Below are 13,915 nucleotides of genomic sequence, written 5' to 3' on the forward strand. Positions count from 1 at the left end.
GATTCCGGCGTGCCCGCCGCCGTCGGCTACAGCCAGTTCTCCGGCGTGCCGTTCGAGCTCGGCATCATCCGCAACCATTATGTCGGCCGCACCTTCATCCAGCCGACGCAGTCGATCAGGGAACTCGGCGTGCGGATGAAACACAACGCCAACCGCGCCGCGATCAAGGGCCGGCGCATTGTCCTGATCGACGACTCGCTGGTGCGCGGCACCACCTCGAAGAAGATCGTCCGCATGATGCGTGACGCCGGCGCCCGCGAGGTGCATTTCCGCCTCGCCTCGCCGCCGATCCTCTATCCCGACTATTACGGCATCGACCTGCCCGACCGCGACGGCCTGCTGGCCGCGACCCATTCGCTCGAAGAGATGCGCGAGATCATCGGCGCAGATTCGCTGGCCTTCCTGTCGATCGACGGCGTGTACCGCGCCATGGGCTACCCCGGCCGCGATCCCGCAAGTCCGAAATTCGCCGACCACTGCTTTACCGGCGCCTATCCGACCAACCTCACCGACCAGAACCAGATCGAGGCCCAGCCGCGGCAGCTCTCGCTGCTGGCGGAAGCGAGCTGACGCGCCACGAGCACCGTCATTCCGGGGGCGATGCCACCCGGTCCGCGCGAAGCGCGGCCGGATGACAGGCTCCGCATCGAACCCGGAATCCCGATTGGCTTGCCGCATTCATCATGACAAAACCCCTCGCCTCCCGCATCGCCCTCGTCACCGGCGCCTCGCGCGGCATCGGCTATGCCACCGCGATCGCGCTGGCCAGACACGGCGCCCAGATCATCGCGGTGGCGCGGACGCAAGGCGGCCTCGAGGAGCTCGACGACGAGATCCGGAAGCTCGGCGGCAGCGCCACGCTGGTGCCGCTCAGCCTCACGGACTCCGATGGGATCGCCCGGCTCGGCGCCGCGCTCCACGAGCGCCATGGCAGGATCGATATCCTCATCGGCAATGCCGGCGTGCCCGGCCCCTCGTCGCCGCTCGGGCATATCGACCTGAAGCCCTGGAACGACGCGATGGCGGTGAACCTCACCGCGAACTTCCAGTTGATCCGCTGCATGGAGCCCCTGCTCCGGCAATCCGACGCCGGCCGCGCGGTGTTCGTCACCTCGGCCGCCGCGCACAAAGCGCCGGCCTATCTCGGCCCCTATGCGGCGTCGAAGGCTGCGCTCGAGGCGCTGGTGCGGGTCTGGGCCGCCGAGACCGCGATCACCAACATCCGCGTCAACCTGTTCAACCCCGGCCCCGTCCGCACCCGCATGCGTGCCATCGTGTTTCCCGGCGAGGATCCGATGACGCTCGATACGCCCGAGCAGGTCGCCGAATTGATCCTGCCGATGTGCGCGCCGCAATGGAGCGAGAGCGGCAGGCTCTACGACTATCCGTCGCGCACGCTGATGAGCTTCCATCCGCCTTCGTAGATCGAACCCCACCTTTGCGATCGACTTCTTGCGCCAATGCTCAACACGCGTGACGACGGAAGCGTGCCCACCAACTCACACCTCGACGAACGGCCCCGGCTGCGCGCGGTGGCCCGCCGACAAATAACTGAAGAAATAGCGCGGCGGTTCGTAGTGCTCCTCGGCGGTCGGCGGATCGAGGAAGTGGTCGGCCGCGCAGGCCTCCTGCACGAAGAAGGCGTTGGCGCCGTTGAAGCTGCAGCCGACGAGGCGATATCCCTTCCTCCGTCCGAGCCGCACCAGGGCTTCGAGGCTGGCGCCGAAATAGTTGGAGCCGTTCCAGGTCTGCATCGGCTCATAAGGAACCACCCCCGACAGCGGCGGTCGCAATGTCGCATTGTATTCGATCACGACGACCCGCGGCCTCACGACCTCGATCGCCTGCCAGACCCAGTAGTCGTTGCGATCGATGTCGATACTGAGAAGGTCGATGTCGCCGGTGATGCCGCCCTGCCGGATCAGGGAATTGATGTTCTCCGCCGTGATGAAGGACTGGATCGCCTCAAGCCGGCCTTCGCGGAGGAAGGCGTCGAAATGGCTTCGTATCTGCGCCACATTGGTCGGCGATCCGTCGAGCCAGAGACCGCGCCAGCCTTCGATCAGGAGCTTGACGGTGTTGCACTCGATCCCGGTCTCGACACCGAACTCGACGAAGGCGCGGCTTCCCGTCCCGATCCGCCGAAAAATCTCCTGGATGATGCCGTCCTCGTCGCACTGCGAGTACATCTTGAAGCCGTAGCGCAGGAGCCGCTTGGGGTCGGCGTTGCGCGGCTTTGCCAATTCGTCGGCCCAGAACCGTTGCAACTGCATCTGCAGGCCCTGATCACTGCGCAGCGCATGATAGTTGCTGATCTGGACGAGCGACTGAAGCAGGTTGGCGTCGGACATCGGTTCGACCGGGCGAAAGCGTGGCTGCCGGACCGTAGAAGCTGGGCACGATTCGGGCAACAGCGATGCCCTCAAGGATCCTTCTTCCCGGCCAGCGTCCGCGCCGCGATGGCGAGTGCTGTGAGCAGCAGCAGCGACGCCAGGAGGAACGGCGCGCCCGGCAGCTTCAACGGCACCTGCGCGCCGATGAAGTAGGCGAAGGTGAGCGTGAACAGGAACGGCCCGATGAGCTGCGAAATGCTCTGCACGCTCGCAGTCGCGCCCTGCAACTGGCCCTGCTGGTCGGGCGCCACGCATCGCGTCATCAGGGCCTGGGTCGCGGCGCCCGACAAGCCCCACAGCGCCATCACGGGAACACCGACGCAGAACAGCGCGCCGCTTGGTGCGGCACCGAAGATGAAGAAGCCGGCTGCGCCGAAGGCAAGGCCGACCAGCAGCGCACGACGCTCGCCGAGCCGGCGCACGACCGGCCCGATCGCCAGTCCCTGGACCACCATCGAGCAGATGCCGACGAAGGCGAGCGTCAGGCCGACCGTGCCGGCCTCCCAGCCATAGCGATAGCCGGCATAGAGCACGAAGACGGACGGCAATGCCGCGTGGGCGAGCTGGGCGAAGAAATTCGCGGTCTGCAATCCGGCCAGCGTCCGGCTCGAGCGCAACAGCGGCAACATGCCGATCGGATTGGCGCTCCTCCAGCGGAACGGCGCGCGGCGGTCAGGCGGCAGCGACTCCGGCAGGATCAGGAGGCCGTAGAGGCCGTTGGCGAAGCTCAGGCCCGCCGCAGCCCAGAACGGCAATCGCGGCGCGATGCCGCCGAGCAGCCCGCCGAGCGCAGGCCCGAGGATGAAGCCGGCGCCGAAAGCGACCCCGATCCTGCCAAACACCGCGGCGCGCTTCTCGGCATCGGTCTTGTCGGCGATATAGGCGAACGCGGTCGAGATGCTGGCCGAGGTGACGCCGGAGATCAGCCGGCCGATGAACAGCCAGGCCAGCGACGGCGCCAGCGCCATCAGCACATAGTCGGCCGCAAGCCCGAAATTCGACAGCAGCACCACCGGGCGGCGGCCGAAGCGATCCGACAGGCTGCCGAGCACCGGCGAGAAGAAGAACTGCATCAACGCCCAGGTGGTGCCGAACAGGCCGAACAGCCGCGCTGCGCTGGCGGTGTCGTTGTCGACGAAGCTCTCGATCAACTTCGGCAGGATCGGAATGACGATGCCGAGCGCCAGCGTATCGAGCAGGATCGTGACGAAGATGAACGCGACCGAGGCGCCGCTGGCGGGCGCGTCCTCCACCGTCCCTTCGCTCACGACGCCCGCTTCCGCTTGTGGGCGAACGGGTTGGCCTTCTCGCGCAGCGTGATCCGCACCGGCGTGCCCGGCAGGTCGAAGGCGCTGCGCAGCGAATTGGTGAGGTAGCGCAGATAGGCCAGCGGCACCGCGTCCGCGCGCGAGCAGAACAGCACGAAGCTCGGCGGGCGCGCCTTGGTCTGGGTGATGTAGTTGAGCTTCAGCCGCCGCCCCGACACCGCGGGCGGCGGATTGGCCGCGATCGCCTGCTCGAACCAGCGATTGAGCGCGGCCGTCGGCACGCGCCTGTTCCAGACCGCATAGGCCTTCTCGCTCGCCTCCATCAGCCGGTCGACGCCCTCGCCGGTCAGACCCGAGACCGCCACGATGGGAACGCCCGCGACCTGCGGCAGCCAGTGGTCGGCATCGGTGCGCAGCGCGGAGAGCTGGCCCGGCCTGCTTTCCATCAGGTCCCATTTGTTGACCGCGACCACCAGCGCCCTGCCCTCGCGCTCGATCAGGTCGGCGATCCGCAGGTCCTGCTCCTCGAAGCGGTTCTGCGCATCCATCATCAGCACCACGACTTCGGCGAAGCGCACCGCGCGCAGCGCGTCCGCGACCGACAGCTTTTCCAGTTTCTCCTCGATCCGCGAACGGCGCCTGAGCCCCGCGGTATCGAACAGACGGAAGCCGCGGCCTTTCCAGTCGATCTCGACCGCGATGGAATCGCGCGTGGTGCCGGCCTCGGGACTGGTCAAGAGCCGTTCCTCGCCGACCAGATGATTGATCAGCGTCGACTTGCCGGCATTGGGCCGGCCGACGATGGCGACGCGGATCGGCCGCTTCGCCGATCCCTCTTCCTCCTCATCGATCGAGCTCTCGGCCTCTTCCGCCGGTTCCGGCATCAGCGGGCGCAGCGCGTCGTAGAGGTCGCCGAGCCCTTCGCCATGCTCGGCCGAGATCGGAATCGGATCGCCGAGCCCGAGCGCATAGGCTTCCATCGCGCCGGCCTCGCCGTGCCTGCCCTCGCTCTTGTTGGCGAGCAGCAGCACCGGCTTGTTGGCGCGGCGAGCAAAATCAGCGAAGGCGCGGTCCGTCGGCATCAGGCCGGCGCGGGCGTCGATCACGAACATCAGTGCGTCGGCAAGCCCGATCGCGGTCTCGGTCTGCTCCTGCATCCGCGCCGTCAGCGAGCCCTTGGCGCCTTCGTCGAGGCCCGCGGTATCGATCACCGTGAAGTCGAGATCGCCAAGCCGCGCGTCGCCTTCGCGGCGGTCGCGGGTGACGCCCGGCTCGTCATCGACCAGCGCGAGCTTCTGCCCGACCAGGCGGTTGAACAGCGTCGACTTGCCGACATTGGGCCGGCCGATGATGGCAATCGTGAACGGCATGGGGCATCCAAGCGCATGTCAGGCCACGCCTGTCAATGCAATGCGGAGGATGGCAGTCAGCGCGTGAAGGTGCCGCTCGGCATCGGCGCCGGGAATGCCTGCTGCGACTGCTGTGCCGATTGCGCCGGCTGGGCGTCGGAATCCGGCGGCGGAGCCGTGGTGCGCTTGCGGACGATCTTCTTCTTCGGAGCCGGTGGAGCGGCCGGGGTGGTGTCCTCCTCGGGCGCGGCCTCGCCGTCGGGCGACGCAGGCGCAGCGCTGGCGCTGTCGGCGCCCTTCCTGCCCTTCTTCTTGGCCTGCTTGGACTTCGCGTCCGGCGGCGGAGCGGCCTCAGGTTGAGGGGCCTGGGCGGCCTGCTCCTGCTGGCGCTGCTGCTGCTCGACCTGCTCCTTGTACAGGTCCTTCGGCACGCCCTGCTCCAGGCCCGGCACGCCCTCCGGGAATACCGGCTTGCGGTCGCCCGGCAGCTTCTTCTTGGTGTCGAGGAAATCGAGCAGATCGGTCGGGTCGAAGCCGCCGCCCGAGGAGGAGCAGCCGCCGAGCACGCCCATCAACGCGGCGAGGACGCAGGCTGCGATCAGACGTTGCGAACAGCGCATGGTCGATCTCTCGCTCAGGATTCGGTTCAGCTTTTGGCGACGGGCGGCAGCAACGCCTGCAGCGCCTCGGCGCGCGAGCGCAGGCTCGGCGGCGTCTCGGCGTCCATCGCCATCATGTCCACCCACTTCCGCGCCGACGCGGTATCATTGGCGCGGTAGGCGGACAAGGCGAGCAACTCGCGCGCGGCGTGGCGAAAGGTCGCCTCAGGCGCGGTATCGGCCTCGAGCCGCCGTGTCATGTCGGCATAGGTTGCGCTGTCGACGAGAAGGCCGCCGGCACGGACGCGGGCCAGGGCCTGGAATTCGGCGCCAATGCTGCCGTCGGCGGCGAGGTCGTCGAACAGCTTGGCGGCGGCCTGCGGATCGCGCGCGGCAGCCTCGCCGGCCTGGTGGAATCGCGCCAGCAGCCGATAGCCGTAGGGCGCCTTGGCCGCGAGGTCCGCGAACGCCGTCTCGGCGTCGGCGTGCTTATTCTGCTCGGAGAGCTCGACCGCCCTGTTGAAGGCATCGCCGGCCTCGGCCGCCTTCTTGGCTTCCAGGTACTGATAGCCGCGCCAACCGCCCACGGCGGCGACGATCAGGATGGCGGCTGCGATGATGTAGAGCGAATACTGCTCCCACAGCTTCTTGAGCTGCTCGCGCCGTACCTCCTCGTCTACTTCATCAAATAATTCAGACACTTGATTGAATCCCATCGCCGCCCGCGCGGCAGCCCTGCCCGAAGATTGCGGGGACGTAGCCTATCGATATGGCGCTGGCAAGGCAAAGATGTCCGTATATCAACGTGTTAACGCGCCGGTTCCAGGTTACGAACCGAGCTGCTCCCGCAATTGGCGTTTCAGCACCTTGCCATTGGCGTTGCGCGGCAAGGGCTCCCGCGTCAGCACCAGCGTCTCCGGCACCTTGTAGTCGGAGAGCCGCTCAGCGCACCAGGTACGCAGCGCCTCGCCCGTGACGTCGTCGCGGGTGACAACCACGGCATGGACGCGCTCGCCCAGCACCGGCACGGCTTGGCGATGATCGCGCTCTCCACCACGCTGCCATGGCCGGCGAGCACGGATTCAACCTCGGCCGAATAGATCTTCAGGCCGCCGCGGTTGATCATGTCCTTCTGGCGGTCGAACACATAGACGAAATCATCCACATCGATCGCGCCGAGGTCGCCGGAATGCCAGAAGCCGCCGGTGAAGCTTTCCGCGGTCGCCTTCGGATTGTTCCAGTAGCCCTTGACGACCTGCGCGCCGCCGATCCAGATCTCGCCGATTTCCCCGCGCGGCACTTCCCGCCCCTCCGCGTCCATCACGACGATGCGCGCGCCCGGACAGGGCAAGCCGACGCTGTCGAGATGGGCAGCGGTCAATTCGCCGGGCATCAGCGTCGAGGGCGAGGTGGTCTCGGTCGCGCCATAGGCGTTGATCAGCTTCAATCCGGGAATCTTGGTGGCGAGCTTCTCGATGGTCGCGACCGGCATCGGCGCGCCGCCATAGCCGCCGATACGCCAGGCCGACAGATCGTGGTCCCCGAAATCCGCCTGCAGCAGGCAGAGATTGTACATCGCGGGCACCATCAAGGTGTGCGTCGCGCGCTCGCGCGCCGCGAGCTTCAGATATTCCGTCGCCTTGAACTCGGGCATGATGACGAGCGCGCCGGCCGCGCGTGCCATGGTCATGATGTTGGCGATCACGCCGGTGACGTGGCCAAGCGGCACGGCCGCGATCGAGCGATCCCTCGACGTCATCTCCATGCAGGCTTCGAACACCATCGCCGAATGCACGACATTGCAATGCGCGAGCATTGCACCCTTCGGCCGTCCGGTCGTGCCTGACGTGTAGAGGATCATCGCGGTATCTTCCTCGCTGACCGCGATCGCCTCCGTGAGCGGCCGATGGCCCGCAAGGTCCGCGAATCGCGACAGCCGGGCGTCATCATCGACGGCGATCAGGTGTCGCAGCTCCGGCACGTCGGCCGGATCGGGCAGCCGTTCGCCGAGCGCGGCCTCGTGGATCAGGAGCTTCGCGCCGCAATCGGCCAGCACATAGGCGATCTCCGGCTTCTGCTGACGGACCGAGAGCAACACGGTGACGAGGCCGAGATGGGCGGCCGCGAACATCGACAGCACGAACTCGATGCGGTTGCCGAGCAGGATCGCGAGCCGGTCGCCGCGCGCGAGACCGTTCGCCTGCAGGCCCGCGGCGATCGCCGCGGCGCGTTCGGCCACCTCGCGCCAGGTCATACGCTTCTCGCCGCAGACCAGCGCCTCGCCATCCGGATGGCGCGCCGCAGCGCCTTCGATCATCTCCCACACGCTTTTCGGCCGCTCGGCGAAGGCCGACACGACACGGTCGCCGAACCGCGATTCGAGCCGCATCGCAGGCAGCGATGGATACGTCCAGGGCACAGTCAGCTTCCCATCACGGGAATGCCGAGCACGATCGGGTGGAAGGCGAAAGCGAGCGCCAGATAGGCGATGATGCCGACCACGATCGCGATCAGGTCGTTGCTGACGCCGCCGACTGGAATTGGCGGGCCACCGGAATCGCTGCGGCGCTTCAGCGAGATGCGGTCGAACACCGCCCACGCCAGGAATGAGCCGAACAGGATGATGCCGCCGAGATCGCCATTGGCGAGCAGATGCCCGAACGCCCACAGCTTGACGCCGGCCAGCATCGGATGTTTCACCGCAGTGTAGATGCGGCCGCGAATATAGGCGGCGACCACCAGGATCACCGCCGGCAGCATCAGCGCGGTGTTGATGTGCTTCAGGAAGGTCGGCGGCGTCCAGACCGGCCAGAACTCGCTGGCGTGGTAATGCGCAAAGCCCCAGACGATCAGCACGAGCCCGGCGAGCGACACCACCGTATAGCTGATCTTGTAGCCGCTCTCGCCCATCGAAGCGATCAGGCGCGCGCGGGCGTTCCGCTGGGTGGTGAAGGCGTGGACGCCGAGGAACAGCACCAGCCCCAGGATCATCACGATCAGTCCCACGCCATCCTCCCACCGCACGCCTGTCCCGCCGCTCGCGTAGCATCTTAAGGCGCGCCGCGGCAATGCGCCAGAATTGCGCCAAAACAGACGTCATTCCAGGATCGCCCCACCGGGTCCGCGCAACGCGCGGCCCGATGACAGGCTCCGGGCGAAACCCGGAATCCCGGCATTGTTGGAAAAGAACAAGCCGCCTCTGGATTCCGGGTTCGCGACTTCGTCGCGCCCCGGATGGCAGCAAGGCTCAAGGCTTCGCCGCCGCCTTGCCCAATTCGCGATTGTCGACATAGCGGATCGCGATCGGCCGTCCCGCCAGCGCGCCAGCAAGGCCGTTGGTGAATTTCAAGGGAATGCACGCGTTCAACGATTCATTGATCGCCTTCAGGTAGGTGTCACGGGTTGCCGCCGGAACGCCCGAGGTCGCGAAAGTGAGCCGCGGCGGGCCGATCATCTCACCGCTCTTCTTGAAGCTGAAACGCACCGACATCTGCATGCCCTGTTGCGCGACGTCGGCGGCCGGCGGCGACCAGCACGAGCGCAGCTCGGCAAATAGATCGCCGATGCTGTCGAGATCGTGGTCGGGCCTCTGATACTTCGGCGCGTCGTCCTTGGCCGGCACGCTCTGGATGGTGACCTGCAGGTTCTCGCCGTAGGGATAGTCGATCTCGGGAATGCAAGGGCCGTGCTGCAGCGGGCTGCAATAGTACGGCGTGCACGGCCGGTTATCGAGCACGCTGCAGGGCGAATGCGAGAACGGGATCGGATTGATCTGATGGCGCTGCCTGGCATCGGCCTGCGCGGCATACGCCGAGGCCGCAACCATCAGGCTAATGGCGATGCGCCGCAACATGCAACGGCACCTTTGAAAGGGACAATGCAGTAGACATGAGGGCCGCGGAAGGCGGCTTCAAGGCGGTCTTGCTTCACATCCGCGCGTTCGGCCGCGCGGCGTCACGCCTTCTTCTTCACGTCCTTGACGGTCGCAAAATTGATGCCCTCGGCGCGCTCCTTCGTGTAGCCGAGATAGAATTCATTCCTGGCGAGATAGACCGGATCGCCGTCGACGTCGTCGGCGATGCTGGAGGCGTTGGCGGTGATGAAGGTTTCGAGCTTCTTCCTGTCTTCGGAGGACACCCAGCGCGCGAGCTGAAATTCCGACACCTCGAACTCCACCGGCAGCGAGTATTCGGCATCGAGCCGGGCCTTGAGCACGTCGAGCTGCAGCGGCCCGACCACGCCGACCAGCGCCGGTGCGCCGTCGCGCGGCCGAAACACCTGCACCACGCCCTCCTCCGACATCTGCTGCAAGGCCTCCTTGAGCTTCTTGGCCTTCATCGCATCGGTCAGCCGGACCCGCCGCACGATCTCGGGTGCAAAACTCGGCACGCCGACGAAGGTCAGGTCCTCACCTTCGGTGAGCGTATCGCCGATGCGCAAGGAGCCGTGATTGGGGATGCCGACGACGTCGCCGGCAAATGCCTCGTCCGCGACCTGGCGATCCTGGGCGAAGAAGAATTGCGGGCTCGCGAGCGGCATGCTCTTGCCGGTGCGCACCAGCTTCGCCTTCATGCCGCGGCTGAGCTTGCCCGAGCACAACCGCGCGAACGCGATGCGGTCGCGGTGGTTCGGATCCATATTGGCCTGGATCTTGAACACGAAGGCGCTCATGCGCGGCTCGGCGGCGTCGACCTTGCGCGCATCGCTTTCCTGCGCGCGCGGCGGCGGCGCGTATCGGCCGAGGCCTTCCAGCAAGTCGCCGACGCCGAAATTGCGCAGCGCGCTGCCGAAATAGACCGGCGTCAGATGCCCCTCGCGGAAGGTGTCGAGCTCGAACGGCTTGCAAGCCTCGGTGACGAGCTCGAGCTCGTCCTTGACGGCGGCCAGGTCGAGAGTGGCGTTGAACTTCGCGAGCTCCGCGATCTCGATCTGCTGCGCCGCGCCGGTCTTGGCGCCACCGCCCTCGAGCAGGCGGATGCCGCCATTCCTGACGTCGTAGGTGCCGAGGAAATCGCGACCCCGGCCGACCGGCCAGGTCATCGGCGTGGTGTCGAGTGCCAGCGTCTTCTCGATCTCGTCGAGGAGCTCGAAGGTGTCGCGGCTCTCGCGATCCATCTTGTTGATGAAGGTGATGATCGGGATGTCGCGCAGCCGGCAGACCTCGAACAGCTTTCGCGTGCGCGCCTCGATGCCCTTGGCGGCGTCGATCACCATGACGGCGGAGTCGACGGCGGTCAGCGTCCGGTACGTGTCCTCGGAAAAATCCTCGTGGCCCGGCGTATCCAAGAGGTTGAAGACGAGACCTTCGAACTCGAAGGTCATCACCGAGGTCACGACCGAGATGCCGCGCTCGCGCTCGATCTTCATCCAGTCGGAACGGGTGTTGCGCCGCTCGCCCTTGGCCTTGACCTGGCCCGCGAGATTGATGGCGCCGCCGAACAGCAACAGCTTCTCCGTCAGCGTGGTCTTGCCGGCGTCCGGGTGCGAAATGATGGCAAAGGTCCGCCGCCGCGACACTTCGGAAGCAAGCGACGAGCGCGGAGACGTATCGGCGGCAAGGGCGAGATCAGTCATCGAAGATCGATCGGGTCAGGTGTTCGCAGTGAAAACGCGCCGAATCAGGGGTGACCGGCGCGCGCGGTTTATATAGGCGAGTTTTGGCGGAACTCCAGCCAGCCCCGCGCCGAGCCCGCGGCCCAGGAACGCTACAACCGCCGCTTCAACGGATGGGCGACGATCTTGCCGCTGAGGCCGCGGCGGAGCGTCAGCACGCAGGCGACGAAAGATCACGCCGCGGCTATCACGCATAGACAAACGCGCAGCGACAGCGACCCCTCCCACTAGGAATCGACAACGCCGCTGTCCAACAACCACTAAATACCATTAATCCGCTTGGCCGGATCATTATACCTTCCATTCATTGCCTTTCGTACGCGGATCGCGTATATATGTGGAAGCTGGAAGACATCAAGATCGAGCTGGAGATCGTAGAAGACGATGAAATGATCGTCACTGTCACTACGCCGGCTGGAATTCTGCATCTGGCGGGACGCGTAACGCGTATGGATCGCACTCTCCGGGTGGACGGCGCTCACGTACAGGGCGTCCGTCCCGGAGCGTTGGGGCGGGCCGGCCTCAATGCAATCGGCCGGAAGTTCATGGAGGCGGCCGATGTCGACGAGATCATCATTCAGGGAGGCGTTAGAACAACGGGACGCAAGCAAGGCCGGGCACCCCGTCGCATCCGATTTCCGAGTAAGAACTAATATCGCGCTCTTGGCCTCCGCGCCCATCGATAAGCCTGTCGATTTTGTCAGATTGCTGACTTCCGGCGGAGTTTCGATGAAGCGCGCACGCGCGGTACTGGATCGGCTTGCGCAACGGAAAATTGTGCCCCTTGAAGTCGATGCCGGTGCCCTAAATCGGCTGCTCGAGGGCCTGCGTCAGCTGAATGTGCTCGGCGCGATCTTGGAAGATCAGTCGCCGGACCCCAAGACAATTCGGGAAAAGCAGGGGCTTTCTCAACCAGACTTTGCTTGTCTGTACGGTCTGGAAGTCGACACTTTGAGGAACTGGGAGCAGCATCGATACGCTCCTGACGGCCCCGCGCGCACGTTGCTGAGTGTCATCGAGCAATGCCCGCATGTCGTGATTCTGGCGAGACTCGCCCGCGATAGTCGTCGCGATCTTGCGGAGGCGTTCTACCAAGATCGACTCACCGATCCGCCGGCGTCCGGATGAACAGTTAACGTGCGCGCTAGCTAGTCTGCCCGCTGACCAAGGCGTGCAAATTGTAGCGGAACGTGAGAATCCGAACTCAAATGCCTACAGCGATCGCCGCAACAGATGGGCGATCTCGCCGATGACGCCGCGGCGGAACGTCAGCACGCAGGCGACGAAGATCACGCCCTGGATCACCGTCACCCATTGGCCGAATCCGGCGAGGTATTGCTGCATGGCGATGATCACGAAGGCGCCGACCACCGGCCCGAACACGGTGCCGAGGCCGCCGACCAGCGTCATCAGCACGATCTCGCCCGACATGCTCCAGTGCACGTCGGTAAGCGAGGCGTTCTGCGCCACGAACACCTTGAGGGAGCCGGCGAAGCCCGCCAGCGTCCCGGAGATGATGAAGGCGAGCCATTTGTACTGATCGGTCTTGTAGCCGAGCGAGATCGCGCGCTGCTCGTTCTCCCGGATCGATTTCAGGACCTCGCCGAACGGCGAGTTGATGGTGCGGTAGATCAGGAGGAAGGCTGCGAGAAAGCCGACCAGCACCGCGAAATACAGTGTGGTCGATTTCGAGAGGTCGAAGATGCCGAACAGATGGCCCTGCGGAATACCCTGGATGCCGTCCTCGCCATGGGTGAAGGGCACCTGCAGGTAGATGAAGTAGAGCAGTTGCGACAGCGCCAGCGTGATCATCGAGAAATAGATGCCTTGCCGGCGGATCGAGACATAGCCGGTGATCACGGCGAGCGCGCAAGCGGCCGCAGTGCCGACCACGATGCCGAGCTCCGGCGGCAGTGACCAGACCTTCAGCGCGTGGGCGGCGCAATAGCCCGCCGTGCCCAGGAACATCGCATGGCCGAATGACAGCAGGCCGCCATAGCCGATCAGGAGATTGAAGGCGCAGGCCACAAGCGCGAAACACAGCGCCTGCATCACGAAGAACGGATAGATGCCGGTCCATGGCACGATCGCCAACAGCAGTGCCATGATGACGAACACGATCAATTCGTCGCGCATCGCGCGCGGCGTGATCGGCAGGGTCTCGTCGGTGATCGATGTCATGTCAGGCCGCCCGTCCGGTCAGACCCGTCGGCTTCACCAATAGTACCAGCACCATCAGCACGAAGACGACGGTGTTGGAAGCCTCGGGATAGAAATACTTGGTCAGGCCCTCGATCACGCCGAGGGCAAAGCCGGTGATGATCGAGCCCATGATCGAGCCCATGCCGCCGATCACCACCACCGCGAACACGACGATGATGAGGTCGGCGCCCATCAGCGGCCGCACCTGGTTGATCGGCGCCGACAATACGCCGGCGAGCGCCGCGAGCCCGACGCCGAGGCCGTAGGTCAGCGTGATCATGCGCGGCACGTTGATGCCGAAAGCGCGCACCAGGGTCGGATTTTCGGTCGCCGCACGCAAATAGGCGCCCAGCCTTGTCCGCTCGATCAGGAACCAGGTGGCGAGGCAGACCACCAGCGAGAAGATCACGACCCAGCCGCGATAGATGGGCAGGAACATGAAGCCGAGATTCATGCCGCCCTTGAGCTGATCAGGGATGGAGTAAGGCAGC

General features: G+C 65.5%; 14 protein-coding genes and 1 pseudogene. 4 read left to right on the plus strand and 11 right to left on the minus strand.

Annotated features, from left to right (window positions below; genetic code table 11):
- A partial coding sequence (locus JOY90_RS11670) for an amidophosphoribosyltransferase (RefSeq protein WP_367276913.1) occupies nt 1-570 on the plus strand: 570 nt, incomplete at its 5' end.
- A 113-nt stretch (nt 571-683) separates the two neighbouring features.
- Nucleotides 684-1,424, plus strand: coding sequence for an SDR family NAD(P)-dependent oxidoreductase (locus JOY90_RS11675; RefSeq protein WP_291691295.1), 741 nt, complete (start codon nt 684-686; stop codon nt 1,422-1,424).
- A 75-nt stretch (nt 1,425-1,499) separates the two neighbouring features.
- Here the strand turns inward: JOY90_RS11675 and JOY90_RS11680 are convergent, their stop codons facing one another.
- From JOY90_RS11680 to JOY90_RS11720, 9 genes and pseudogenes are all read right to left on the minus strand, one after another.
- Nucleotides 1,500-2,351, minus strand: coding sequence for a hypothetical protein (locus JOY90_RS11680; protein ID WP_291691296.1), 852 nt, complete (start codon nt 2,349-2,351; stop codon nt 1,500-1,502).
- Between the two features lie 71 nt (nt 2,352-2,422).
- On the minus strand, nt 2,423-3,661 hold the full coding sequence (locus JOY90_RS11685; protein WP_291691297.1) for a TCR/Tet family MFS transporter: 1,239 nt from the start codon (nt 3,659-3,661) through the stop codon (nt 2,423-2,425).
- A complete protein-coding gene (gene der, locus JOY90_RS11690) occupies nt 3,658-5,031 on the minus strand; it encodes a ribosome biogenesis GTPase Der (protein ID WP_291691298.1) in 1,374 nt (457 codons plus the stop codon). Before der ends, JOY90_RS11685 begins: the two co-directional genes overlap by 4 nt.
- Before the next feature lie 56 nt (nt 5,032-5,087).
- Nucleotides 5,088-5,630 carry a hypothetical protein gene (locus tag JOY90_RS11695; protein ID WP_291691299.1) on the minus strand — a complete coding sequence of 181 codons (543 nt, stop codon included), beginning with the start codon at nt 5,628-5,630 and terminating at the stop codon, nt 5,088-5,090.
- Nucleotides 5,631-5,656: 26 nt separating this feature from the next.
- Nucleotides 5,657-6,310: a tetratricopeptide repeat protein gene (locus tag JOY90_RS11700; RefSeq protein WP_291691300.1), complete on the minus strand. Its 654-nt coding sequence runs from the start codon at nt 6,308-6,310 to the stop codon at nt 5,657-5,659.
- A gap of 126 nt (nt 6,311-6,436) precedes the next feature.
- Nucleotides 6,437-7,998 (minus strand): annotated as a pseudogene (locus tag JOY90_RS11705) (class I adenylate-forming enzyme family protein).
- A 32-nt stretch (nt 7,999-8,030) separates the two neighbouring features.
- The gene (locus JOY90_RS11710) at nt 8,031-8,615 is read right to left on the minus strand and encodes an NnrU family protein (protein ID WP_291691301.1); all 585 of its coding nucleotides are present in this window, start codon (nt 8,613-8,615) and stop codon (nt 8,031-8,033) included.
- Between the two features lie 241 nt (nt 8,616-8,856).
- Nucleotides 8,857-9,462 carry a hypothetical protein gene (locus JOY90_RS11715; RefSeq protein ID WP_291691302.1) on the minus strand — a complete coding sequence of 202 codons (606 nt, stop codon included), beginning with the start codon at nt 9,460-9,462 and terminating at the stop codon, nt 8,857-8,859.
- 101 nt (nt 9,463-9,563) lie between these two features.
- Nucleotides 9,564-11,183, minus strand: coding sequence for a peptide chain release factor 3 (locus JOY90_RS11720; RefSeq protein WP_291691303.1), 1,620 nt, complete (start codon nt 11,181-11,183; stop codon nt 9,564-9,566).
- Nucleotides 11,184-11,557: 374 nt separating this feature from the next.
- On the opposite strand from JOY90_RS11720, the gene JOY90_RS11725 reads away from it, so the two are divergent.
- Nucleotides 11,558-11,875 (plus strand): hypothetical protein, encoded by a 318-nt coding sequence (locus JOY90_RS11725; protein ID WP_291691304.1) that lies wholly within the window; start codon nt 11,558-11,560, stop codon nt 11,873-11,875.
- A 10-nt stretch (nt 11,876-11,885) separates the two neighbouring features.
- Nucleotides 11,886-12,350, plus strand: coding sequence for a hypothetical protein (locus JOY90_RS11730; protein WP_291691305.1), 465 nt, complete (start codon nt 11,886-11,888; stop codon nt 12,348-12,350).
- Nucleotides 12,351-12,434: 84 nt separating this feature from the next.
- Here JOY90_RS11730 and JOY90_RS11735 read toward each other — a convergent pair whose 3' ends face one another.
- A complete protein-coding gene (locus tag JOY90_RS11735; protein ID WP_291691306.1) occupies nt 12,435-13,403 on the minus strand; it encodes a branched-chain amino acid ABC transporter permease in 969 nt (322 codons plus the stop codon).
- 1 nt (nt 13,404) lies between these two features.
- The coding region (locus JOY90_RS11740) for a branched-chain amino acid ABC transporter permease (RefSeq protein WP_291691307.1) at nt 13,405-13,915 on the minus strand (511 nt) is incomplete at its 5' end.

The organism is Bradyrhizobium sp., from assembly GCF_019242285.1.
In the GTDB taxonomy this organism is placed as follows: domain Bacteria; phylum Pseudomonadota; class Alphaproteobacteria; order Rhizobiales; family Xanthobacteraceae; genus Bradyrhizobium.